At 63.8% G+C, this 22,127-nt stretch carries 20 protein-coding genes and 1 pseudogene; 14 read left to right on the top strand and 7 right to left on the bottom strand.

What is annotated here, in order from left to right:
• Positions 1-373 precede the first annotated feature (373 nt).
• The 4 genes and pseudogenes from AC3IYG_RS16755 to AC3IYG_RS16740 form a co-directional block, all read left to right on the top strand.
• A pseudogene (locus AC3IYG_RS16755) lies at positions 374-727 on the top strand (OmpA family protein); the annotation flags it as partial.
• A gap of 113 nt (positions 728-840) precedes the next feature.
• A complete protein-coding gene (locus tag AC3IYG_RS16750) occupies positions 841-1,569 on the top strand; it encodes a PA1041 family peptidoglycan-binding anchor lipoprotein (RefSeq protein WP_489310287.1) in 729 nt (242 codons plus the stop codon).
• Between the two features lie 127 nt (positions 1,570-1,696).
• A complete protein-coding gene (locus AC3IYG_RS16745) occupies positions 1,697-1,972 on the top strand; it encodes a DUF1145 domain-containing protein (protein ID WP_489310285.1) in 276 nt (91 codons plus the stop codon).
• On the top strand, positions 1,965-2,744 hold the full coding sequence (locus AC3IYG_RS16740; RefSeq protein WP_489310283.1) for a collagen-like protein: 780 nt from the start codon (positions 1,965-1,967) through the stop codon (positions 2,742-2,744). Before AC3IYG_RS16745 ends, AC3IYG_RS16740 begins: the two co-directional genes overlap by 8 nt.
• Before the next feature lie 71 nt (positions 2,745-2,815).
• Here AC3IYG_RS16740 and AC3IYG_RS16735 read toward each other — a convergent pair whose 3' ends face one another.
• Positions 2,816-3,280, bottom strand: coding sequence for a CopD family protein (locus AC3IYG_RS16735; protein ID WP_489310282.1), 465 nt, complete (start codon positions 3,278-3,280; stop codon positions 2,816-2,818).
• An 86-nt stretch (positions 3,281-3,366) separates the two neighbouring features.
• Here AC3IYG_RS16735 and dinG point away from each other — a divergent pair, with 86 nt between their 5' ends.
• From dinG to AC3IYG_RS16705, 6 genes are all read left to right on the top strand, one after another.
• The gene (gene dinG / locus AC3IYG_RS16730; protein WP_489310280.1) at positions 3,367-5,511 is read left to right on the top strand and encodes an ATP-dependent DNA helicase DinG; all 2,145 of its coding nucleotides are present in this window, start codon (positions 3,367-3,369) and stop codon (positions 5,509-5,511) included.
• 71 nt (positions 5,512-5,582) lie between these two features.
• A complete protein-coding gene (locus tag AC3IYG_RS16725) occupies positions 5,583-7,982 on the top strand; it encodes a beta-agarase (RefSeq protein WP_489310278.1) in 2,400 nt (799 codons plus the stop codon).
• A 134-nt stretch (positions 7,983-8,116) separates the two neighbouring features.
• Entirely contained in the window at positions 8,117-9,262 is a 1,146-nt protein-coding gene (locus AC3IYG_RS16720) for a serine hydrolase domain-containing protein (RefSeq protein WP_489310276.1), read from the top strand.
• Between the two features lie 126 nt (positions 9,263-9,388).
• Positions 9,389-10,225: an OmpA family protein gene (locus tag AC3IYG_RS16715; protein ID WP_489310274.1), complete on the top strand. Its 837-nt coding sequence runs from the start codon at positions 9,389-9,391 to the stop codon at positions 10,223-10,225.
• 21 nt (positions 10,226-10,246) lie between these two features.
• Positions 10,247-10,894 (top strand): pyridoxamine 5'-phosphate oxidase, encoded by a 648-nt coding sequence (gene pdxH, locus AC3IYG_RS16710; RefSeq protein WP_489310272.1) that lies wholly within the window; start codon positions 10,247-10,249, stop codon positions 10,892-10,894.
• A gap of 114 nt (positions 10,895-11,008) precedes the next feature.
• Positions 11,009-11,473, top strand: a complete 465-nt coding sequence (locus AC3IYG_RS16705) for an outer membrane lipoprotein (protein WP_489310270.1) — start codon at positions 11,009-11,011, stop codon at positions 11,471-11,473.
• Positions 11,474-11,540: 67 nt separating this feature from the next.
• Here the strand turns inward: AC3IYG_RS16705 and nhaA are convergent, their stop codons facing one another.
• Positions 11,541-12,716, bottom strand: coding sequence for a Na+/H+ antiporter NhaA (gene nhaA / locus AC3IYG_RS16700; RefSeq protein WP_489310268.1), 1,176 nt, complete (start codon positions 12,714-12,716; stop codon positions 11,541-11,543).
• 248 nt (positions 12,717-12,964) lie between these two features.
• Here nhaA and AC3IYG_RS16695 point away from each other — a divergent pair, with 248 nt between their 5' ends.
• Genes AC3IYG_RS16695 through AC3IYG_RS16685 form a run of 3 tightly spaced genes read left to right on the top strand, consistent with a single transcriptional unit; the run spans position 12,965 to position 15,475 of the window.
• Complete coding sequence (locus tag AC3IYG_RS16695; protein ID WP_489332212.1) at positions 12,965-13,849, top strand: DMT family transporter; 885 nt, start codon at positions 12,965-12,967, stop codon at positions 13,847-13,849.
• 10 nt (positions 13,850-13,859) lie between these two features.
• Positions 13,860-14,957, top strand: coding sequence for a PLP-dependent cysteine synthase family protein (locus tag AC3IYG_RS16690; protein ID WP_489310266.1), 1,098 nt, complete (start codon positions 13,860-13,862; stop codon positions 14,955-14,957).
• Positions 14,958-14,962: 5 nt separating this feature from the next.
• Positions 14,963-15,475 carry a GNAT family N-acetyltransferase gene (locus AC3IYG_RS16685; RefSeq protein WP_489310264.1) on the top strand — a complete coding sequence of 171 codons (513 nt, stop codon included), beginning with the start codon at positions 14,963-14,965 and terminating at the stop codon, positions 15,473-15,475.
• Positions 15,476-15,484: 9 nt separating this feature from the next.
• On the opposite strand, the gene AC3IYG_RS16680 is transcribed toward AC3IYG_RS16685, so the two are convergent.
• The 4 genes from AC3IYG_RS16680 to AC3IYG_RS16665 all read right to left on the bottom strand — a co-directional run bounded on the left by AC3IYG_RS16680 (position 15,485) and on the right by AC3IYG_RS16665 (position 19,844).
• A complete protein-coding gene (locus tag AC3IYG_RS16680; protein WP_489310263.1) occupies positions 15,485-17,098 on the bottom strand; it encodes an NAD(P)/FAD-dependent oxidoreductase in 1,614 nt (537 codons plus the stop codon).
• Positions 17,099-17,195: 97 nt separating this feature from the next.
• Positions 17,196-18,194, bottom strand: a complete 999-nt coding sequence (gene gap, locus AC3IYG_RS16675) for a type I glyceraldehyde-3-phosphate dehydrogenase (protein ID WP_489310261.1) — start codon at positions 18,192-18,194, stop codon at positions 17,196-17,198.
• Positions 18,195-18,450: 256 nt separating this feature from the next.
• On the bottom strand, positions 18,451-19,122 hold the full coding sequence (locus AC3IYG_RS16670) for a COG3650 family protein (RefSeq protein ID WP_489310259.1): 672 nt from the start codon (positions 19,120-19,122) through the stop codon (positions 18,451-18,453).
• A gap of 122 nt (positions 19,123-19,244) precedes the next feature.
• The gene (locus AC3IYG_RS16665) at positions 19,245-19,844 is read right to left on the bottom strand and encodes a short chain dehydrogenase (protein WP_489310257.1); all 600 of its coding nucleotides are present in this window, start codon (positions 19,842-19,844) and stop codon (positions 19,245-19,247) included.
• Between the two features lie 114 nt (positions 19,845-19,958).
• Between AC3IYG_RS16665 and AC3IYG_RS16660 the strand changes: the two genes are divergently transcribed.
• Entirely contained in the window at positions 19,959-20,873 is a 915-nt protein-coding gene (locus tag AC3IYG_RS16660) for a LysR family transcriptional regulator (protein ID WP_489310255.1), read from the top strand.
• Between the two features lie 39 nt (positions 20,874-20,912).
• Here AC3IYG_RS16660 and AC3IYG_RS16655 read toward each other — a convergent pair whose 3' ends face one another.
• Positions 20,913-22,124, bottom strand: a complete 1,212-nt coding sequence (locus AC3IYG_RS16655; RefSeq protein WP_489310253.1) for a class I SAM-dependent methyltransferase — start codon at positions 22,122-22,124, stop codon at positions 20,913-20,915.
• Between the last annotated feature and the right edge of the window lie 3 nt (positions 22,125-22,127).

Here is a 22,127-nt window from a genome sequence, read left to right as displayed (position 1 = left end):
GCGTGGTGCGATGATACGGCCTAGTCCTGGCGGATTTTAAAAGTCCCGTCTTTACTTCCATGGAGTCGGTTTGAACCGATCCTATGAGGAGACTTTGCATATGAGCATTACAAGGACCGCATTACCCCTGATTTTGGTGACTGGTGTTTTGACCGGTTGCGCCGGTGTGCAAAAGACCGACTGGCCAGTTTGTGCGGCAGTCGGGGGCGTGGGTGGCGCGGCGTTGGGCGCCATCGAGAGCAGTTCCTGGGCGGGTTGGGGCGCGCTGATCGGTGGTGGTACGGCCGCCGCCTACTGCTGGGTGCATGGTGCGAGCGAGGAGGTGGCTGTCGTCGAGGAAGTAGTCGTAGTCGAGGAAGTGGTGGAGCCTGAGGCCGCACCGGTGCGCGTCGAACTGGACGTGAAGTTCGACTTCGACAAGTCGAAAGTCAAAGAAGAAAGCTATGGCGACATCAAGAACCTGGCTGACTTCATGAACCAGTACCCGGCCACTTCCACCTCTGTTGAAGGTCACACTGACTCCGTCGGTCCTGACGCTTACAACCAGAAGCTCTCCGAGCGCCGCGCAAACGCCGTTCGTGAAGTGCTGGTCAACCAGTACGGTGTTGGCGGCGAGCGCGTCAACGCTACCGGTTTCGGCGAGTCCAAGCCGGTTGCGGATAACGCTACCGCTGAAGGTCGGGCCATCAACCGCCGCGTGGAAGCGGAGGTCGAAGCCAAGCCGTAACCCGCGTCTCGCTTGGGTAGCACACCCTCTAGGAGGGTCGCTTGTGCAACCCGGGCGGCGGGTCTTTACTCCTGAGTTACCGGCATTCGCCGGTGACTCAGGAGATCCTCACCATGAGAACTTCATTCTCACGGGCCGCGGTACCCCTTCTTCTGGTCAGCAGTATTCTTTTTGGTTGCGCCTCGACTTCCAGTACGGGAGGTGCGGTGATCAACCAGGGGAACTGGCCCATTTGCAGTGTGATTGGCGGCTTGGCCGGTGGCGGCTTGGGCGCAATCGAAAGTTCAGCCTGGGCAGCCGGTGGTGCTGCGATCGGCGCGTTGACGGGCGGGTTGATCTGCTACGCGCAAGACGGTGACGACGACGGCGATGGCGTTTTCGACCGCCGTGATACGTGCCCGGACACCCCAGCCGATACCCCGGTCAATTCCAGCGGCTGCCCACTCCCGCAGTACCCGGAGGCAGCACCCGAGCAGGTTGCGGCGGTGCAGGATGAGGTTATCGTGTTGAGCGACCTGGGCAATGTGTTGTTCGCATTCAATTCAGCCGAGCTGAGTGCGCAAGCCAAGGAGCTGCTGGCGGATGTCAGTAATCGGTTGACCAGCGCCAACCTGATCAGTGTCAAGGTTGCCGGGCATACCGACAGCGTTGGCTCGGATGCCTATAACCAAGACCTTTCAGAGCGGCGGGCGCAGAGTGTGGCGGATTTCCTGGTGAGCCAGGGAGTGCCGGCCAATAAGGTCACGACCATCGGTTACGGGGAAAGCCAGGCAGTGGCGGACAATGCAACCGATGCAGGACGTGCGCAAAATCGTCGGGTCGAGTTGCATGTCGACCGCTAATGCTTGAGTGTTTGAATGCTGCGGGGGCTGGTATGGCCCCCATGGTTTTTTCCGAGGACGCTAGTCTCGTTTACCCCGAAGCAGTTAAGGTGCGGCAAAGCCACACAATAATAAGCAGGGGGGCGCAATGAAGATGTTTCTGGGGTTGGGTAAGGTATTGACCGGGTTGTTCTGGTTGCTGGTGTTGGTCAATTTGTCGAGTCCGTTCGCAAAGCCTTTCGATCTACTGCTCTCTCTCGTCGGTGGCGTGATTCTGCTGGCCCATCTGATCGAGTTGAGCCTGTTCGCCAACCGTTTCCGGGATCGTCCGCAGCCTGGGCTGGATCGCCTGCAGGTATTGCTGTTCGGCGTATTTCACCTGCTTTGTTTGCCGGCGCCGAAGAAGGAGGCCGAGTATGCGTAAGCTCTGTTTGCTGGCCTTGCTGTGCAGCCCGCTGGTGCAGGCGGACGTGCAGGTCACGGTGGCGTCCAACTCACTCCTGCGGTTGCCGACGACCACCAGCGTGCTCCTGCTGGATCGGTTGGAGGTCGCCGATTACGGCACCCTGTTGATCCCCGCGAACGTGAATGAAATCCGTGTCGGTGAGTTGCGCCTGGGGCGTGACGCGCGCCTCTCGATTGCGCCGAGCGAGCAGGCGTTTCGCCTGGAGGTGACGCGGGCCGAGCTTGGCGCCGGCAGCCATATCAACGCCCGCGGAACCAAAGGCACGGCGCAACAGCCGGCAACGGCGGGGCGTAACCTGAGCTTGCGCTTCGAGAGCGTCACGCTGGCCGAGTTGACGGTGGATGCCCGTGGCGGCGTCGGTGCGCCGGGTTATCGTGGCCTGGATGGCGCCGATGGCGATGCGGCGGGTTGCGCCTGGGGTCAGGCCAGCCGTGGGTACGACGGGCAGAACGGCGGCAATGGCCATAGCGGTGCTGCCGGTGGCCAGGTTCGCCTGGAAGTGCCCGAGCAGTTCCCCGAGCAGTCGTTGCATGTGCGCCTGGATGGCGGGGCCGGCGGCGCTGCGGGGGTGGCCGGTAGTGGTGGCGCGGGAGGCGCGTCCAAGGGCTGTCTGCTCTATCGTGTCGAGGGCGCTCGTGCGGGGCGCGCAGGCCAACCTGGCGAGCCAGGGGCCAGTGGCAGCGCCGGCAGTTTCAATCTGGTGCGCTTCGGCCAGGCGCCCAGCAACTGATGGCGGGTGCCGCCGCGTGCCGGGCAACTGGCCCGCACGCGGTTGCAGCCCGTCTGCTTCAGCTGTTTAGCTCAAAAACTCGGCCGGGCGGCGGCAATTGCCACCAGCGTCAAACCGATCAGCAGGTTGAAGCCCACCAGGCGGCGAATCCGCCCCAGTGCGGCGCCAGCGTTCGGCCAGTCTTCGGCCGTCACCGCACGGCGCAGCTCCGGCAGTTGCAGGGCCTGGACGCGAATGAATAGCGCGACCATGGCGATATACAGCCCCATCATGATCTGTACGTAACGCGGCGCGGCCTCGAAGCCGGCAAAGCGCAGCTGCAGCATGCCGACCCCGCTGATCGGCAAGACCAGCACCGCCAGCCAGACCCAGACGAAGAAGCGTGGAAAAACCTCGGCCCACAGTTTCAGCCGGGCAGGGGCTTCGAGCGCGCTGACAGCGGCTGGGCGCAGAACCATCCAGGCGAAGAACATGCCGCCGACCCAGATCAGGGCGGCCAGCACATGCAAGGCGTAGACAAAAGCATAAGCGGTCATTCGGTAATCTCCGGTCGGGCGCGCTATCATAGCCGCCCGGTTGAACTACTGAAAATTTATCCAGCCTTCTGGCGCCCGCAGACTCCATGCTCAGTACCGAACTCAAATCCCAGATCCAGGGCGCTTACTCCCGCTTTCTCGAAGCGAAAAGCCTCAAGCCACGCTATGGCCAGCGTTTGATGATCGCTGAAATCGCCAAGGTGCTGGGGGCCATCACGGTCGATGATGAAAACCGGCGCAACAGCGACCCCGCAGTGGTGGCCGTGGAAGCCGGTACCGGCACCGGCAAGACTGTGGCTTACAGCCTGGCGACCATCCCTCTGGCCAAGGCCGCGGGCAAACGCCTGGTGATCGCCACCGCCACGGTGGCCCTGCAAGAACAGATCGTGTTCAAGGACCTGCCCGAGGTGATGCGCAACAGCGGGTTGAACTTCAGCTTCGCCCTGGCCAAGGGGCGCGGGCGGTATCTGTGCCTGTCCAAACTCGACATGTTGCTGCAGGAAGGCGAGGCGCAGAGCGCCACTGCCCAGTTGTTCGCCGAAGAAGGCTTCAAGATCGAAGTGAATGAGGGTAACCAGAAACTCTTCACGCAAATGGTCGAAAAGCTCGCCGGGAACAAATGGGATGGCGACCGCGACAGCTGGTCCGACGCCCTGGAAGACGCCGACTGGGCGCGCCTGACCACCGACCACAGCCAGTGCACCAACCGCCATTGTCCGAACTTCCAGCAGTGCGCCTTCTATAAGGCGCGCGAGGGCATGAGCAAGGTCGATGTGATCGTCACCAACCACGATATGGTGCTGGCGGACTTGGCCCTGGGGGGCGGCGCCGTGCTGCCGGACCCGCGCGACACGCTGTATGTGTTCGACGAAGGCCATCACCTGCCGGACAAGGCCATCGGCCACTTCGCCCACTACACCCGCCTGCGCTCCACGTCGGACTGGCTGGAGCAGACTGCGAAAAACCTGACCAAACTGCTGGCCCAACACCCGCTGCCGGGCGATCTCGGGCGTTTGATCGAGCAGGTGCCTGAGTTGGCGCGCGAAGTGCGCACGCAGCAGCAGTTCATGTTTAATGCCTGCGAGCAACTGGCGGACTTCAAGGCCGGCGAAGACATGGAAGGCCGCGAACGGCCGCGCCATCGTTTCGCCGGTGGCCTGGTGCCCGAGCATTTGCGCGAGATGGGCATCGAGCTGAAAAAAGGCTTTTCCCGCCTGACCGACGTTTACACCCGGCTGACCGAACTGCTCAAGGAAGCCATGGATGGCGAGGCCGCCATCGGCATCGCCAGCCACCAGGCGGAGGAGTGGTACCCGCTGTTCGGCAGTTTGCTGGCGCGAGCCCAGGGCAATTGGGAACTGTGGACGGCGTTTACCGTGGAAGACCCGCAAGACAGCCCGCCCATGGCGCGTTGGCTGACCCTGGCCGAGAGCGGCGCGCTGTTCGATATCGAGGTCAATGCCAGCCCGATCCTGGCGGCCGAGACCCTGCGGCGCAATCTGTGGAATGTCGCTTATGGCGCCCTGGTGACGTCGGCGACTCTGACCGCGCTGGGCACCTTCGACCGCTACCGGATGCGCGCCGGCCTGCCGAAAGTGGCGGTCACCGCCGTGGTGCCGAGCCCCTTCCATCACGCCGATGCCGGCGTGCTGCGGGTGCCGGACCTGAAGGCCGACCCGCGGGATGCCGCCGCCCACACCGCGGCGATCATCCGCGAGCTGCCGACCCTGGTCGAAGGTTCGCGTGGCACCCTGGTGCTGTTCTCCTCGCGCAAGCAGATGCAGGAAGTCTTCGATGGCCTGGAGCGCGACTGGCGCAAGCGGGTATTCATCCAGGGCAACCTGTCCAAGCAGGAGACCCTGAACAAGCACAAGGCGCGGGTCGACAGCGGCGAGTCCAGCGTACTGTTCGGCCTGGCCAGCTTCGCCGAAGGGGTCGATTTGCCCGGGGCCTATTGCGAGCATGTGGTCATCGCCAAGATTCCCTTTGCCGTGCCGGACGACCCGGTGGAAGCGGCGCTCTCCGAATGGATTGAAGCGCGCGGCGGCAACCCCTTCATGGAAATCGCCGTGCCGGACGCCTCGTTGCGGCTGGTCCAGGCCTGCGGCCGGTTGCTGCGCACCGAAGAGGATCGCGGCACCATTACCTTATTGGATCGGCGAGTGGTCACACAGCGTTACGGCAAGGCGATCTTGAATGCCTTGCCGCCGTTTCGCCGGGAAATTGCATAAGGCACGGGTTTGCTTGGCATCATTGCCCAAGTCCGTTGTCTATTGGCTGGTTGTTTAGGAGAGCCTGTCACATGATTCGCCGTTCACTGCCTGGTGTTTTCGCGCTGTTGTTCGCCGCGCCGTCGCTTGCCGCGCCGGCCGAGCAGCAGACGCTGTTCAATTTTGTCAGCCCCGCCGATGTGGTGCAGGTGACGACGCAAAATGCCAGCCTGCCTTCTCTGAGCGCCGAACTCGGGGCCGAAAGCGAGCCGCTGCGGCGGGTCACCTTCAACCCGAGCGACAACCCGAGCCTGCGGTTGACGCCGCAGAACGGCCAGTGGGACTGGTCGCAAGCGAACGTCATGAGCCTGCGCATTCAAAGTGCGATGGACTGGGCATTGACCCTCGATGTGCGCATCGAGAGTGCTGATGGCAAAGTCCTCACCAGTCGTATCGCGCTGCCCGCCGGGCCGGCGCAAACGCTGCTGGTGCCGCTGCATGCCACATCGCCCCGCGCCCAGGGCATGCGTGCCGGCCCGCCGATGCCCTGGACGAAGGATGGTCAGCGGCTGCTGCTGGCGAGCACTGTCGAAGGTGAGCTGGATGCCAGCAAAGTCACCGCCGTAAGCCTCTCGCTGAGCAAGCCGGATGTCGCGCAAAGCATTCTGCTTGGGCGTTTTGGTGTGCGTGTCGGCGACGATACCGAGCAGGCGCTGTTTACCGGCATCGTCGATGCCTACGGCCAGTACACCCGTGGCCAGTGGCCGGAAAAGGTCAATAGCGATGCGCAACTGAAAGCCGCTGCGGCCAAGGAAAAGGCTCAGTTGCAAGAGTGGCGGGCGAATCGACCGAAACAGGATCAGTTCGGCGGCTTGCTCGGCGGCCCGGAGTTCAAGGCCAAGGGCTTCTTCCGCACCGAAAAGCGAGACGAGCGCTGGTACCTGGTCACGCCCGAGGGCCATCCGTTCTATTCCCTGGGCGTCAACGCCGTGACTGCCGCGGACAGTGCCACCTATGTGGAGGGCCGTGAGGCCATGTTCACTGCGCTGCCGAAGGCGGGCGATGCGCTGGCCGCGTATTACGGCAGCGGCAATCACCACAGCGATACGGGTGCGGCCAAAGGGCGCAACTTCGACCAGGGCCGTTGGTTCGACTTCTATGGCGCCAACCTGCAGCGCACCTACTCCGAACGCGAGTGCGAGAAGGCCCCGGCCGCGAGTGATGCAGCCGCTGCAGAGAGCAGCGCCCCAGCCCCGACAGCCGAACAACCGACGGCGGTCGCCAAGGCTGAGCGGTGCCCGAGCACGCGCTTTGATCTCGAACGCTGGACCGGTCATACCCTCGAGCGCCTGCAGGCCTGGGGTTTCAATACTGTCGGCAACTGGAGCGAGCCCGCGCTGGGTGCCGAGAAGCGCGTGCCCTATACCATTCCGTTGTTGATCAGCGGCGATTACAAAACCATCAGCACCGGCCTCGATTGGTGGGGCGGCATGCCCGATCCTTTCGATCCGCGTTTTGCCATGGCCACTGAGCGCGCGGTGGCGATTGCCGCCCGCGACCACCGTGACGACCCTTGGCTGCTGGGCTTTTTCGCCGACAACGAATTGGGTTGGGCCGGCCCGGGCGACGACCCCAGAGCACGCTATGCGTTGGCGTATGGCACGTTGCGGCTGACCACTGACGTGCCGGCGAAACGCGCCTTCCTCAAGTTGCTGCGGGATAAATACCGTAACCAGCAGGGCCTCTCGAAAGCCTGGGGCATTGGGCTGTCGGCCTGGGAATTGATGGAAGACCCGGGTTTCGAGGCGCCTCTGCCCAGCCCCGAGTACCCGGCCATCGAGCAGGATTTCCAGAACTTCCAGCGGTTGTTTGCCGACACCTACTTCAAGACCATCGACGACGCCCTCGACTGGCACGCACCCAATCATCTGCTGCTCGGCGGGCGCTTCGCCGCCAGTAACCCGGAGGCGGTGGCTTCCTGCGCGCAGTATTGCGACGTGTTGAGCTTCAACTTCTACACCCGCGAGCCGCAACAGGGGTATGACTTCGCCGCGCTACGGGCGCTGGACAAGCCGCTGATGGTCACTGAGTTCCACTTCGGCTCCCGTGATCGTGGGCCCTTGTGGGGCGGGGTGACCGAGGTCTACAAAGAGGAAGAGCGCGGCCCGGCCTATGCGCATTTCCTGCAGAAGGCCTTGGCCGAACCGTCGATCGTCGGTTTGCACTGGTTCCAGTACCTCGATCAACCGGTAACCGGCCGCCTGCTCGACGGTGAAAACGGTCACCTGGGCCTGCTCGGCATCACCGATCGACCGTTCCAGGGCTTTGTCGAGGCGGTACGCAAGGCCAACCTGCAAGTCGCCAAAACCCTGCTGGCCGCGCTCGCCAAAGCGCCGCAAGCGGCCAAGCCGGCTGCCGCGGAAAAACCGTCGCAAGCGCCCGCTGCGGCTCAGCCTGCGAGCAAGCCCGAGCCCCAACCGACCAAGCCGTAAGCCCCACTCGCGGCGCCGAGCCTGCCTTTGGGTAGGTTCACAAAGGCGCCGCGGGCGGGAACAATGCGACCACTTCGTTGATGCCTCGATTGTTGAATATCCGGGTGTCCAACCCTTCGCTCAAGGAGCCTAGTGTGCAGATTCAGGGCTATTTCGACCTTAATTTCGAAGCAGTGAAAGCGGCTTTCGCCGCACTCTTCGATGACCCGCAGGAGCGCGGGGCGGCGCTGTGCATCCAGGTCGAGGGTGAGACGGTCATCGACCTCTGGGCCGGCAGCGCCGACAAAGCCGGCGAACAGCCCTGGCACAGCGACACCATTCTCAACCTGTTCTCCTGCACCAAAACCTTCACGGCGGTTACGGCCTTGCAGTTGGTCGCCGAAGGCAAGCTGCAACTGGATGCGCCGGTTGCAACGGTCTGGCCGCAGTTCGCGGCGGCCGGCAAGGAGCGGATCACCCTGCGCCAGTTGCTCAGCCATCGTGCCGGGTTACCGGCTTTGCGCGAGTTGCTGGCGCCGGAAGCGCTGTATGACTGGGGCACCATGACTGCGGCGCTGGCCGCCGAGCGGCCCTGGTGGACGCCCGGCGAAGGCCACGGCTATGCCGCGATCACCTATGGCTGGCTGGTCGGTGAGCTGCTGCGGCGAGCCGATGGGCGTGGGCCGGGCGACTCCATCGTGGCGCGCACCGCAGCGCCGCTGGGGTTGGACTTTCACGTGGGGCTGGCGGACGAGGAGTTCTACCGGGTCGCGGAAATTTCCCGGGCCAAGGGCAACTTCGGCGATGCGGCCGCGCAGCGCCTGCTGAAAACCATGATGAGCGAGCCGACCTCGATGAGCACGCGGGCCTTTACCAATCCGCCGTCGATCATGACCAGCACCAACAAGCCCGAATGGCGGCGCATGCAGCAGCCGGCGGCGAATGGCCACGGCAACGCCCGTAGTCTGGCTGGCTTCTACGCCGGCCTGCTGGCAGGGCGTTTGCTCGACACTGAACTGCTCGGCGAACTGACGCGCGAACACAGTGTTGGCGAGGACAAGACCCTGCTGACGCAAACCCGTTTCGGCCTCGGTTGCATGCTCGACCAGCCGACGGTAGCGAACGCCACCTATGGCCTCGGGCCGCGTGCCTTTGGTCATCCGGGCGCCGGCGGCTCTATCGGTTTTGCCGACCCCGAGTGTAAGGTGGCATTCGGTTTTGTCACCAACACCCTCGGCCCTTACGTATTGATGGATCCGCGCGCGCAAAAGCTGGCGCGGGTGTTGGGTGAGTGCCTGTAGGGCAGCCGACTTGCAGTGTCATCAACAGGGATTCGTTAGGGGGAACTGGCCGCTAACGCCAGTCCCAACGCCTGTTCGTGCGGGCCCGCTGACCCGTTTTTCAATTATTTTTCGTTTGGGGTTCCAATGTTTTCTACCAAGCCTGTCGCTCTCGCTCTGTGTGTCGCCCTCACCGGTTGTGCCCATTCATCAGACGCTACCGAAGCCAAAGCCAGCCAGGGCTGGTGGCCGTTCGCGAGCAAGCAGGAAGCGCCGAAGAAAGTTGTCGCCATGCCGGACCCCAAGATCACTCAGGCGTGGCTGGACGAGTACGAGCCGCGTCTGCGTGAAGCGCTCAAAGGCAGCAAGTTCGAACTGGAGCGCCGCGAGAATCTGCTGGTGGTCACCGCGCCGGTTGATTCGGCGTTCAATGCCGATCGGCCGAACATGCTGCTGCCCATCACCCTCGGGCCATTCAGCCGGATAGCCAAGATTGTCGAAGGCGACAAGAAAGTCGCGGTGCTGATCCTCGGGCATGCCGACAGCTCGGGCAACGAGGTGCGTAACCGTGAGCTCAGCCTGGAGCGGGCGCGGGCGGTGACGGCGATTTTCCGCCTCAGCGGTTTGAAGGGTAATCGTTTGATGGTCAAGGGTTTCGGTTCGTACTTGCCGCGTGCCGCCAACGACAGCCAGGAAGGGCGCGCGCTGAACCGTCGGGTCGAGATCATGCTGACCGCGCAGGCCACCATGTCGGCCCTGTTGGCGAAGTACAGCGAACCAGCGGCCCTGCCTGCCAGCGCCGCCATCGTGCAGAGCGAGCCGAAGCCCGTCGCACCGGCAAAAGCCAAGTCGACTGCGACCAAGAGCAAGCCTGTGGTGGCGGCCAAGACCACGCCAACCAAGGTTGCCAAAGCCACGCCGGTGGTGCAGAAAACAGCCAAAAGCAAGCAAGTGGTCGCTGTCGAGCCGGCGGCCAAGCAATAGTCTCATTCCGGAAGATGCGTGATGACCAAGAGCCTGGCCGATATGCGCCGCGACTACACCCGCGATGGCCTCACCGAAGCGCAAGCGCCGGCTGAGCCGTTTGCGTTGTTCCAGCAGTGGTTCGCCGACGCGGTGAGCACCGAGCAGGCGCCGGTCGAAGCCAATGCCATGACCCTGGCGACAGTCGATGAACAAGGCCGCCCGCATTGCCGGGTGCTGTTGCTCAAGGCGCTGGATCAGCGCGGTTTCACCTTCTTCAGCAACTACGAGAGTGCCAAGGGCAAGCAGTTGGCGGCCCGGCCGTTTGCCGCCATGACCTTCTTCTGGCCGACCCTGGAGCGCCAGGTGCGCATCGAGGGCACGGTGGAACGGGTCAGTGCGTTGGAGTCCGACGCCTACTTCCAGGTGCGCCCCTTGGGTAGCCGCCTGGGCGCTTGGGCTTCGCCGCAGAGCCAGGTGATCGCCGATCGTGCCGAGCTGGAGAGCCTGCTGGCGCAGACCGAACAGCGCTTTCTCGACCAGGCTCCGCATTGCCCGGAGCACTGGGGGGGCTATCGGTTACTGCCCGAGCGCATCGAGTTTTGGCAAGGCCGTGCAAGCCGGCTGCATGACCGCCTGAATTACCGTCTGCAGGACGCCGTCTGGCTGTGTGAGCGTTTGGCGCCCTGAGCAGCCGGGGTTAGCTGTCCGCAGGCTGAATAAAATGGATTTTTATTGCGTCTACCGTGACAGCAGTAGGCGCCACGGAGTCTAATAGGTAATGGAACTTTTTGGAGAAATGCTATGCGTAAGTCTGTCCTGTTGACCGCTTCGTTCACCGCACTGGCGTTGGCCTTGAGTGGTTGCCAGTCCAGCCTGACCGGCGACTCCTACTCGCGTGACGAAGCGCGTACCGTGCAAACCGTGCGTATGGGCACCATCGAATCCCTGCGCCCGGTGAAGATCGAAGGCTCGAAAACTCCCATCGGCGCTGGCGCCGGTGCGGTAGTGGGCGGGATCGGGGGCAGCACCATAGGCCATGGTCGTGGCAGCGCGGTGGCGGCGGTGATTGGGGCTGTGGCGGGCGGTTTGCTGGGCGCGGCGACTGAAGAGGGTTTCACCCGCACCCAAGGCGTGGAAATCACCGTGCGTGAAGACGACGGCACCATGCGTGCGTACGTGCAGGGCGTGCAAGAGAATGAAGTCTTCCGCGTCGGCGATCGAGTACGCATCATGAGCGTCAACGGCACCAGCCGCGTCGCTCACTAAGCCTTCGTTCGAAACGAAAAAGCCGGCCCGGCAGTTGCTGCGGGGCCGGCTTTTTTCTGCCTGCGATTCAGCCTTTTTTGCGGCTGGCCATGGCGGTAATGGCATAGCCGAGCACGGCGGCCAGGAATGAGCCGGTCAGGATGCCGACCCGATCCATCCCGACGTATTCGCTGACGCCTGGCGCAAAGGCCAGTGAACCGACGAACAGGCTCATGGTGAAACCTATGCCACAGAGTACCGCGACGCCGAGCACCTGACCCCAGTTGGCGCCGGCGGGCAATTTGGCGATGCGGATTTTAATCGCCAGCCAGGTCAGGCCGAACACCCCGAGGGTTTTGCCCAACAGCAAACCCGCCGCGATCCCCAGGGGCACCGGGTGGGTAAAGCTGGCGAGGCTCAACCCGGCCAACGGCACCCCGGCGTTGGCGAAGGCGAACAGCGGCAAAATGCCGAACGCCACCCAGGGATGCAGCGCATGTTCCAAGGCCAGCGCCGGCGATGGCTGGTCATTGGCGGGGCGCAAGGGAATGGTAAAGGCCAGCGCCACCCCTGCCAGCGTGGCATGCACACCGCTTTTCAATACGCAGATCCAGAGGAACAGGCCGACCACCATATACGGCCCGAGCTTGCTCACCCCCAACCGATTCATCAGCACCAGGATGGCCAGGAAGCTGGCGGCCAGGATCAGCGACAGGGTCGACAGTTCGTTGGAGTAGAACAGCGCGATGACGATGATGGCGCCGAGGTCGTCGATGATTGCCAGGGTCATCAGAAACAGTTTCAGCGACACCGGTACGCGTTTGCCGAGCAGGGCCAGTACGCCGAGGGCGAAGGCGATATCGGTGGCCGTCGGAATCGCCCAGCCACTGACCGCCGCCGGGGTCTGATAGTTCATCGCCCAGTAGATCAGCGCCGGAACGAGCATCCCGCCGATGGCGGCGGCACCCGGCAGGACGATCTGCGAAGGCTGCGCCAAGTGGCCTTCCAGCACCTCGCGCTTGACCTCCAGACCAATGATCAGGAAGAACAGCGCCATCAGCCCGTCGTTGATCCACAGCAGCAGGGGCTTGGCGATTTTCAGCGCCCCGACCTGCGCCACCACGGGGGTGTCGAGCAGGCCGTTGTAGAGGAACGCCAGGGGCGAGTTGTTGATGGTCAAAGCCAGCACGGCGGCAGCGATCAACAGCAGGCCACTGGCAGCTTCCAGCTGGAAGAAGCGGGTGAGGGCGCGACGCACGGACAAAATCGGTCTCCTGGTCTGAATCGAGGGAGGTTAACCCTACCCTGCTAAGCCGTTTCATAAAACAAAAACTATATTCTTTTTAGTTATATGAGGGGGCGGCTAAGCCCGGCTTCAACCCTGTTCGGCTGGTAGCGTAACAGTTCCGTGGAGGATAGCCGCTGCACTGTGACTGTGCGGGTGTGAGGTGGCTTCCTATACTGGCGGCCTTAGGGTGGAGGTTTAGTGTGCAACAGCGCGAAGGTCAGGTTGTGGCTCGGCTGTGTCTGGTTTTGGCCATGGCCTTGTGGGGCAGCTCTTTTATCGCCTTGAAGCTGGCCTTCCAGGAGATAGCGCCCATGTGGGTGATTTTCGGCCGCATGCTGTTCGGCAGCCTGGTATTCCTGCTGGCGTGGCGTTGGCGCGGGCGCATCCTCTACCGCGCCGGGGACTGGAGGTACCTGCTTGGTCTGGCGGCGTGCGAGCCCTGCCTGTACTTCATCTTCGAGGCTCTGGCGTTGCAGCGCACCAGTGCTTCCCAAGCGGGGATGATCACCGCGCTGTTGCCGCTGCTGGTGGCGGTCGGCGCCTTCTTGATATTGCACGAGCGCATCAGCCGCACCACCTTGGCCGGTTTTCTCCTCGCCGTGCTGGGCGCTGCGTGGCTGGGCTTGGCGGGGGAAGCGGATGCGCATGCGCCGGCGCCGCTGCTGGGCAACTTCTTCGAGCTCCTGGCCATGCTCTGCGCCACCGGCTACACCCTGTTGCTCAAGCACCTGTCGGCGCGTTACTCGACCTTCTTCCTGACGGCCCTGCAAGCTTTTGTCGGTTCACTGTTCTTCCTGCCATTGGCGGCCATGAGCACCGCCGTTCCGGGCGAGGTCAGCGCCCTCGGCTGGGGCGCGGTCTTGTACCTGGGCGTGGTCGTCACGGTCGGCGCCTATGGCCTGTACAACTTCGGGGTCAGCCGCCTGCCAGCGAGCCAGGCGTCCGGCTTTATCAACCTGATTCCAGTGTTCACCCTGCTGCTGGCTACGCTGTTTCTCGGCGAGCGCCTGAGTTTCGAGCAGATGCTGGCGGCCGGGCTGGTGTTCGCCGGCGTGGCGCTCAGTCAGTGGCGCAGCACGCCGCCGACGCCGGTCGGCATTCTGGATTGAGAGGTGGGTTATGAGTGATGCACGACAGTGGGCGCGCGAGGCGATCCGGATCATCGAGGCGGATTTCCAGCGCAGCGCCGATACCCATCTGATTCCCCTCGAGCTACCCGGCTTGCCGGGCGTCGAGCTGTATTTCAAGGACGAGTCCAGCCACCCGACCGGCAGCCTCAAGCACCGCCTGGCCCGTTCGTTGTTCCTCTATGCCTTGTGCAATGGCTGGCTGAAGCCCGGTGCGCCGGTGATCGAGGCCTCCAGTGGTTCGACGGCAATCTCCGAGGCGTATTTCGCGCGGCTACTGGGCCTGCCGTTCATCGCGGTGATGCCCGCGTCGACCTCCCAGGAAAAGATTGCCCAGATCGCCTTTTACGGTGGCCAGAGCCATCTGGTCGCCGACCCGACGCAGATCTACGCCGAGTCCGAGCGGCTGGCGCGGGAACGGGGCGGGCATTTCATGGATCAGTTCACCTATGCCGAGCGGGCGACCGACTGGCGGGCCAACAACAACATCGCCGAGTCGATCTTCCAGCAACTGCGCTTCGAGCGCTTCCCAGAACCGAGCTGGCTGGTTTCCAGTCCCGGCACCGGCGGCACCATCGCCACCCTGGGCCGCTATGTGCGTTACCGCCAGCACTGTACCCAGGTGTTGTGTGCCGATGCCGAGCGCTCGGTGTTCTTCGATTACTACCAGAGCGGCGACGCCAGCTTGCGCCTGGAATGCGGTTCGCGCATCGAAGGCATCGGCCGGCCGCGGGTCGAGGCGTCGTTCCTGCCGCGGGTGATCGACGCCATGTGCAAGGTGCCGGACGCGCTGTCGCTGGCGGCCATGCACTACCTGGCGCAGCGCCTGGGACGGCGGGTGGGCGGCTCCAGCGGGACCAACCTGATCGGCGCCCTGCTGGTCGCCCGGCGCATGGTGGCGGCGGGCGAGAAAGGTTCGGTGGTGGCGATTCTTTGCGATGGCGGCGAGCGTTATGCCACCACCTACTACGATCCGGCCTGGCTGCAGGCTCAGGGTTTCGACCTGACTGCATCGATCGCCGCGGTGGCCGCCTGTGCCGAGCAGGGCGCGCCCTTGCCGGCCGGCGTGCCCACGGCCGGGCTCCAGTGATGGGCATGGACGCATTGCAAATTCGGCGGGCCGAAACGGGCGATATCGCCGGGCTCTGCGCCTTGATCTTCGAGCACGGGTTAAACCCCTGGAACCACCTGCCGGTTGCTGGGGTGACTGCGCATTTGCAGGGCATTGGCGACGGTTCGGTGGAGGCCGTGCTGGCCGAGCGCGCTGGCACGTTGCTGGGGTTCGTCAGCTTTCAGGCGACCGACTACTTTGCCAGCTATCAAGCGGTCGAGCGCCGCGGGCTGCTGCAGGGGTATGTCAGCGAGGCGGTTGTTCACCGTGAGATGACGGGGCAGGGGTTGGGTTCACGCTTGCTCGTTCAGGCGCTGGCGCGTCTGGCTGAGCGGGGGCTGGTCGATATTTACATCGACCGCCACGAGGAGAACGCCGCTTCGGCGGGGATGATGCGCAAGGCCGGTTTTGTCGAGCTCGAAACCTATGACGATCCCGAGCGCCGCCCGAATGGATCGCGGCGCACGACACTCTGTTACCAGCGGATCGCGCGTTAGTCCGGCCGCTTAAGCTTCGATGCCGAGCATGTTGCGCGCCAGCGCTTCGGCCACGCGAATGCCGTCGACCCCGGCCGAGAGAATCCCACCGGCATAGCCCGCGCCTTCCCCGGCGGGGAACAGGCCTTTGACGTTGAGGCTCTGCAAGTCTTCGCCGCGGGTGATGCGCAGCGGCGAGGAGGTGCGGGTCTCGATGCCGGTCAGAACCGCGTCGTGCATGGCGAAGCCCTTGATCTGCTTGTCGAACGCCGGCAGCGCTTCGCGGATCGCCTCGATGGCGAAGCTCGGCAAGGCCGTGGCCAGGTCCACCAGGTGTACGCCGGGCTTGTAGGAAGGCTCGATGCTGCCCAGCGCGGTGGTCGCCTTGCCGGCAATGAAGTCGCCGACCAGTTGCCCCGGCGCCGCATAGGTGCTGCCGCCGAGGATGAAGGCGTGGGACTCCAGGCGCTCCTGCAACTCGACCCCGGCCAACGGGCCGCCCGGATAATCGACCTCCGGGGTGATGCCGACGACGATGCCGGCGTTGGCGTTGCGCTCGTTGCGCGAGTACTGGCTCATGCCGTTGGTGACCACGCGGTTGGGTTCCGAGGTGGCGGCGACCACCGTGCCGCCCGGGCACATGCAGAAGCTGTAGACCGAGCGCCCGTTCTTGGCGTGATGCACCAGCTTGTAGTCGGCGGCGCCGAGTTTCGGGTGGCCGGCGAACTTGCCCAGGCGCGCCCGGTCGATCAGCGATTGCGGGTGTTCGATGCGAAAGCCCACCGAGAATGGCTTGGCTTCCATGTACACGCCGCGACTGTGGAGCATGCGGAAGGTGTCGCGGGCGCTGTGGCCGAGGGCGAGGATCACATGTTCGCTGCGAAGCTGTTCGCCGCTGGCGAGTTCCACGCCGCGTAGCTGGCCGTCTTCGAGCAGCACGTCGGTGACCCGCTGCTCGAAGCGGATTTCGCCGCCCAGCGCTTCGATCTGCTGGCGCATGTGCTCGACCACGCCGGTCAGGCGGAAGGTGCCGATGTGCGGCTTGTTGACGTAGAGAATTTCTTCCGGCGCGCCGGCCTTGACGAACTCATGCAGCACCTTGCGGCCGAGGTGCTTGGGGTCCTTGATCTGGCTGTAGAGCTTGCCGTCGGAGAAGGTGCCGGCGCCGCCTTCGCCGAACTGCACGTTCGACTCCGGGTTCAACACGCTTTTGCGCCACAGGCCCCAGGTGTCTTTGGTGCGCTGGCGCACCTCTTTGCCACGTTCGAGCACGATCGGCCGGAATCCCATCTGCGCCAACAGCAAGGCGGCAAAAATCCCGCAGGGACCGAACCCGACCACCAACGGCCGGCTGGCCAGTTCCGCAGGCGCCTGGCCGACGGGCTTGTAGGCGGTGTCGGGGGCGACGTTGAGGTGCCGGTCATCGTTGAACTTGGCCAGCAGCGCGGCTTCATCGCGCACCGTCAGGTCGATGGTGTAGATGAAGCACAGCTCGGCGGATTTCTTGCGCGCGTCGTAGCTGCGCTTGAACAGGCTGAAGTCCAGCAGGTCGCTGTCGGCGATGTCCAGACGCTGCACGATGGCTGGGCGCAAGTCCTCTTCCGGGTGGTCGATCGGCAGCTTGAGTTCGGTGATTCGTAGCATGAGGCAATCCAGTATCAGGGCCGGAGGCAACCCGGCAGCTTTTCACGAGGCGGCGATTATACCCGCGATTGAGCAAACGGCGGCTCAGGCTGTCGGCTCAGGGCTTCAGCCAGGCCAGCAGGACATCGAGCATGCGGTTGGCGAAGGCCCACTCGTTGTCATACCAGGCCAGCACCTTGACCAGGTCGCCCTGCACGCGGGTGTGGTTGAGGTCGACCACGCAGGACACCGGGCAGCCGCTGAAGTCGCTGGACACCAACGGCAGCGCGTTGCACTCCATCACCCCGCTGGGCAGTTGCGCCGCGCCCTGTTGCAGCGCGGCATTGATCGCTTCGCGGCTGGTTGGCCGCTCGGCGGTAAAGGTCAGGTCGAGCAGCGAGACGTCCGGCGTCGGCACGCGGATCGACAGGCCATCCAGACGCCCCGCCAGCTCCGGCAGCACCAGGCCGATGGTCTTGGCTGCGCCGGTGCTGGTGGGGATCATCGACAGGGCGGCGGCGCGCGACCGATAGGGGTCGCCATGGGCCTTGTCCAGCAGGCTCTGGTCATTGGTGTAGGCGTGCACGGTATTGATCAGGCCCTGGCGAATGCCGACCGCCTGGTGCAGCAGCATGGCCAGCGGCGCCAGGCAGTTGGTGGTGCAGGAGGCGTTGGAGACGATCTGCTGGCTGCCCAGCAGCCCATGATTGACTCCATAGACCACCGTCAGATCGGCGCTTTCCAACGGGTGCGAGAGCAATACCCGTGAGGCGCCAGCGGTCAGGTGGTGTTCCACCTGGGCACGTTTCTTCAGTTTGCCGGAGCATTCCAGCACCAACTCCACGCCGAGCGGGTCCCACGGCAAATTGACCGGGTCGCGCTCCTGCAGCAGCTTGATTGGATGGCCGTTCACCAGCAGGCGGTCGTCGCTCAGGCTGACCTGCCCGGCGAAACGGCCGAAGGTGGAATCGAAGCGGGTCAGGTGGGCGAGGGTCTGGTGATCGCCCAGGTCGTTGATCGCTTCGATACGGATTCTGTGTTCCAGGCCGCGCTCGAACAGGGCACGCAGAACAGCGCGGCCGATGCGGCCATAACCATTCAGAGCAATACGCAGCATAAGGTGTCTCCTGCGGGGGTATTGCTCTGAGCTTAGGTGCTCAGCAGCCAGGCTGCGCTTGGCAAGCTATGGCAAAAGGTCTCGATGTGTCGGCTACAGCGGCTTTTCCGGGGCGCGTTCATGGACTATGTCGGGTCGACTGTTGCAGGGTCCGGATTGGGACAACGCACACCCTGTAGGCGCGGGCCATACCCGCGAAGCTTGGGGGCGCGAATGTGCCCCCTGAATCACCTGCTTTGCGGGCTATCGGCCGACCTCAGTCGTTGCGTGAGCCGCCGAAGTAGGCGCAACCACGCTGGATCTTGCCATCCAGGCGCAGCTCGGCCGTGAGGTATTGCACTGCGCCGCTCATGCTGTCGGCGCAACGTTGCGGTGCCACCCAGAGTTCCAGGCGTTGGCCGTTGGCTTCGCTGGTAAGGTTGAAGCGGCCATCCGGCAGTTGCTCTTCCAGGTAGGGCAGGGCCAGCGCGTCCTGCCCCGGGCGTTCGAGTACCAGGCCTTTGCCACTGACGCTGACGCTCCAGCCCGGCTCATTGCCGCTGGCGCGCAGGGTCAGGTGCTTGAAGTTGGGGTCGTCGCACGCATGTCCTTCGCGCTGTACGCGATACAGGCGGCTGAGGTTCAGTTGGCCGTCGGCGCCGGCCACCTTGCTGGCATTTAGGCTGCCGCTGAGGTCGGCGAACAATGGGCCTTTGCCGCCGTCCAGCAGCGCCGCCGCTTCTTGCAGCAGGCCGGTGTTGCCGCTGTCGTTGATCACGAAGTGGCGCTGTTCCTGGCACGGCCGCAGTAGCAGTTGGCCGGCGCTGACGTTCAGCTCGCCTTGCATGCGGGTCGCCGCAACTGCTGGCGTGTATGCTTGTTGGTCGAACATCGCGCAACTGGCGAACAGCGGTAGAAGGGCAAGCAATAGGGGGCGAACAGCGCGCATCAAAGGTCTCCTGGCAAGTGCGGCCACGTTACCCACGCGCATGGGCGACCACAAGGGCGGTCGGGCAAATCAATCGCCTTGGCGGCTCGCCAGTGTGTTGTGCCAGCGAGCGCCAGGGATGCTCAGCCGACGCGGTAAATCTGTCCGGTCTGGGCACCTTCCACGCTTTTCGCGTAGGCCAGCGCCACATCCACTGCCGGTACCGGTTTGAAGCCACGGAAGAAGGGCCCGTAGGTGTCCATCGATTCGACCAGTACGTTCGGGCTCACCGCATTGACCCGCAGGCCGCGTGGCAGCTCGATGGCGGCGGCGCGCACGAAGCTGTTGACCGCGCCGTTGACCATGCTCGCCGAAGTGCCGGCAATGATCGGGTCGTCGCTGAGAATGCCCGAGGTCAGGGTGAACGAGCCGCCATCGTTGATGAACTCGCGGCCGATCAGCAGCAGGTTGACCTGGCCCATCAGCTTGTCCTGCAGGCCGATGGCGAACTTCTCTTCGCTCATCTCCGCCAAGGCACCGAAGTGCACCGAGCCGGTGGCGCTGACCAGCGCATCGAAGCGCCCGGTCTTTTCGAACAGCTGGCGAATCGAAGCGCTGTCGCGGATATCCACCTGGAACTCGCCACTGCTGCGGCCAACGCGGATGATCGCGTGACGTTCCGCCAGCTCGCGCTCTACGGCCTGGCCGATGGTGCCGCTGGCGCCGATCAGAATAATTTTCATGGACATGCTCCCGGATTGACGTGAAGAAAGGTCGACGGGGAACAGTGTAGAGCGCGGTTTTATCGCTGATAATCCAGCTAATCAGAAACCTTTGGTTCTCGCTGGGAAACAGTCATGAGTGAAATGGATGACCTGGCGGCCTTCGCCATGCTGCTTGAGGCTGGCAGTTTTACCCGTGCCGCCGAGCGTTTGGGTTGCAGCAAAGGGCAGTTGTCCAAACGCATGCGTGCGCTCGAAGAAGGCTTGGGCATGACCTTGCTGCACCGCACCACGCGCAAGTTATCGCTGACCGCGGCGGGGGCGGCGCTGTTGCCGGAAGCTCAGGCACTCACCGCTCAAGCCATCCGCGCACGGCAAACCCTGGCGCGGCTCAAGGATGAGGTGGCCGGCACCGTGCGGATCAGCGTGCCGGTGTCGCTGGGGGAAACCTTCTTCGATGCGCTGCAGTTGGATTTCTCCAGGCGCTACCCCGAGATACGTATCGAATTGGAGCTGAGCAATACCTACCGCGACCTGGTGGCCGAGGGTTTCGACCTGGCGATCCGTTCCGGCCTGCAAAGCGATGAGCGCCTGGTGGCGCGGCCGTTGTTATCCATGCAGGAGCTGACCTGTGCCAGCCCGGCGTATTTGCGACAACAGGGCGAACCGTTGCAGCCGCAGGATTTGGGCACGCATGTGTGCCTGCTCAACAGCCATTACAGCGGCCCTGAAGAATGGCTCTATCACCGTCAGCACGAGTTGACGCGGGTGCGCGTGACCGGGCCGTTTGCCAGCAATCACTACAGCCTGTTGAAAAAGGCCTGCCTGGGCGGCGCCGGGATTGCCCGCTTGCCGTCCTATATGCTGCACAAGGAGTTGGCCGATGGCAGCCTGGTCTGGCTATTGCGCGATTACCAGACGCGCAGCAGCCCGGTGTTTCTCGTGCACCCCTATCAGCACGGGCTGCCCAAACGCACCCAGGTGCTGGCGGATTACCTGTTGGCTTGGTTTGAGCAGAGCCGCAAGGAGTTGGATCGGTTGACCCAGTGAGTTCGCCCGGTGCGCATGGCGCACCGAGAGTGCCGCGAACTAGAGCCGCTCGTCTGCCTTGAGCAAGGTCTCCAAGCAGTGCTCCTGGATGCCGTAGAAGGTCTTGATGCCCTGGATCTTCTCCAGCAGCTCGGCCGGGTTGACCGGTTCGGCGCGTTTCACCGCAAGGATCATCTTGTTCTTGTTGGTGTGTTCCAGCGAGACGAACTCGAACACCTTGGTTTCATAGCCGCAGGCTTCGAGCAGCAAGGCGCGCAGGCTGTCGGTGACCATCTCCGCTTCCTGGCCCAGGTGCACGCCGTACTGCAGCATCGGCCGCAGCGTGCTCGGGCTGTGCATCTGCGGGCGGATCTGCTTATGGCAGCAGGGCGAACACATGATGATCGCCGCGTCGCAGCGGATCCCCAGGTGAATCGCGTAATCGGTGGCCACGTCGCAGGCGTGCAGGGCGATCATGATGTCGATGGCCGCCGGCGTATAGGTGCGTACATCGCCGTGCTGGAAGGACAGCCCCGGTTGTTCCAGGCGCGCCGCCGCGCTGTTGCACAGCTTGACCATGTCTTCGCGTAGCTCCACGCCGCTGACGATGGCCTCCAGCCCCAGGCTGCTGCGCAGGTAGTCGTGCATGGCAAAGGTCAGATAGCCCTTGCCGGAGCCGAAGTCCACCGCGTGGATGGGTTGATCCTGGCGCAGCGGCGAGGCGCTCAAGGCGTGGGAAAACACCTCGATGAACTTGTTGATCTGCTTCCATTTGCGCGCCATCGCCGGGATCAATTCATGCTTGGCGGTGGTGACCCCGAGGTCGGCGAGAAACGGTCGGCTCAGCTCGAGAAAGCGTTTCTTTTCGCGGTTGTGTTCGGCCGAGGGGGCCTCGCGCTGTACAGCCTTGCCGATAAACAGGCGGCTGGTGTCCTTCTTGCTGAACACCAGTTGGACTTCGTCGGTCAGCGACAGCAGGTGGGCGTTCTTGAACGCCGCGGGCAGCAGCTCGGCAATGCCGGCAAGGGCCTCCGCCACTGGCAGGTTCTTGGTGATGTCGCGGGTTTTGTAGCTGTAGACGAACGACAGGCACGGCTGCTCGCGCACGCTGACCTGGCGGATCGCCACGCGCTGCAGATCCACTTCGGCGCCACGGTATTTGCTCAGCAGCAGTTTGACGAAGGTGTTCTGCGCAAGGCTGGTTTCCAGCCGCGCGAGGAATTCTGCGCGGTGATCGGTCACCGGCGCGGTGGACAAGGAGTCGACTGGCACGAA

The sequence above is a fragment of the Pseudomonas sp. KH_027 genome (genome assembly GCF_057838565.1).
The sequence above is the reverse complement of the archived record's forward strand: the minus strand, read 5'-3'. Positions and strand labels throughout refer to the sequence as shown.

What these genes read in the sequence shown, in the direction of transcription:
- AC3IYG_RS16750 (WP_489310287.1), top strand. Translation starts at nt 841, where the DNA reads ATGAGAACTTCATTCTCACGGGCCGCGGTACCCCTTCTTCTGGTCAGC.
- AC3IYG_RS16745 (WP_489310285.1), top strand. Translation starts at nt 1,697, where the DNA reads ATGAAGATGTTTCTGGGGTTGGGTAAGGTATTGACCGGGTTGTTCTGG.
- AC3IYG_RS16740 (WP_489310283.1), top strand. Translation starts at nt 1,965, where the DNA reads ATGCGTAAGCTCTGTTTGCTGGCCTTGCTGTGCAGCCCGCTGGTGCAG.
- AC3IYG_RS16735 (WP_489310282.1), bottom strand. Translation starts at nt 3,280, where the DNA reads ATGACCGCTTATGCTTTTGTCTACGCCTTGCATGTGCTGGCCGCCCTG.
- dinG (WP_489310280.1), top strand. Translation starts at nt 3,367, where the DNA reads ATGCTCAGTACCGAACTCAAATCCCAGATCCAGGGCGCTTACTCCCGC.
- AC3IYG_RS16725 (WP_489310278.1), top strand. Translation starts at nt 5,583, where the DNA reads ATGATTCGCCGTTCACTGCCTGGTGTTTTCGCGCTGTTGTTCGCCGCG.
- AC3IYG_RS16715 (WP_489310274.1), top strand. Translation starts at nt 9,389, where the DNA reads ATGTTTTCTACCAAGCCTGTCGCTCTCGCTCTGTGTGTCGCCCTCACC.
- pdxH (WP_489310272.1), top strand. Translation starts at nt 10,247, where the DNA reads ATGACCAAGAGCCTGGCCGATATGCGCCGCGACTACACCCGCGATGGC.
- AC3IYG_RS16705 (WP_489310270.1), top strand. Translation starts at nt 11,009, where the DNA reads ATGCGTAAGTCTGTCCTGTTGACCGCTTCGTTCACCGCACTGGCGTTG.
- AC3IYG_RS16690 (WP_489310266.1), top strand. Translation starts at nt 13,860, where the DNA reads ATGAGTGATGCACGACAGTGGGCGCGCGAGGCGATCCGGATCATCGAG.
- AC3IYG_RS16685 (WP_489310264.1), top strand. Translation starts at nt 14,963, where the DNA reads ATGGACGCATTGCAAATTCGGCGGGCCGAAACGGGCGATATCGCCGGG.
- AC3IYG_RS16680 (WP_489310263.1), bottom strand. Translation starts at nt 17,098, where the DNA reads ATGCTACGAATCACCGAACTCAAGCTGCCGATCGACCACCCGGAAGAG.
- gap (WP_489310261.1), bottom strand. Translation starts at nt 18,194, where the DNA reads ATGCTGCGTATTGCTCTGAATGGTTATGGCCGCATCGGCCGCGCTGTT.
- AC3IYG_RS16670 (WP_489310259.1), bottom strand. Translation starts at nt 19,122, where the DNA reads ATGCGCGCTGTTCGCCCCCTATTGCTTGCCCTTCTACCGCTGTTCGCC.
- AC3IYG_RS16665 (WP_489310257.1), bottom strand. Translation starts at nt 19,844, where the DNA reads ATGAAAATTATTCTGATCGGCGCCAGCGGCACCATCGGCCAGGCCGTA.
- AC3IYG_RS16660 (WP_489310255.1), top strand. Translation starts at nt 19,959, where the DNA reads ATGAGTGAAATGGATGACCTGGCGGCCTTCGCCATGCTGCTTGAGGCT.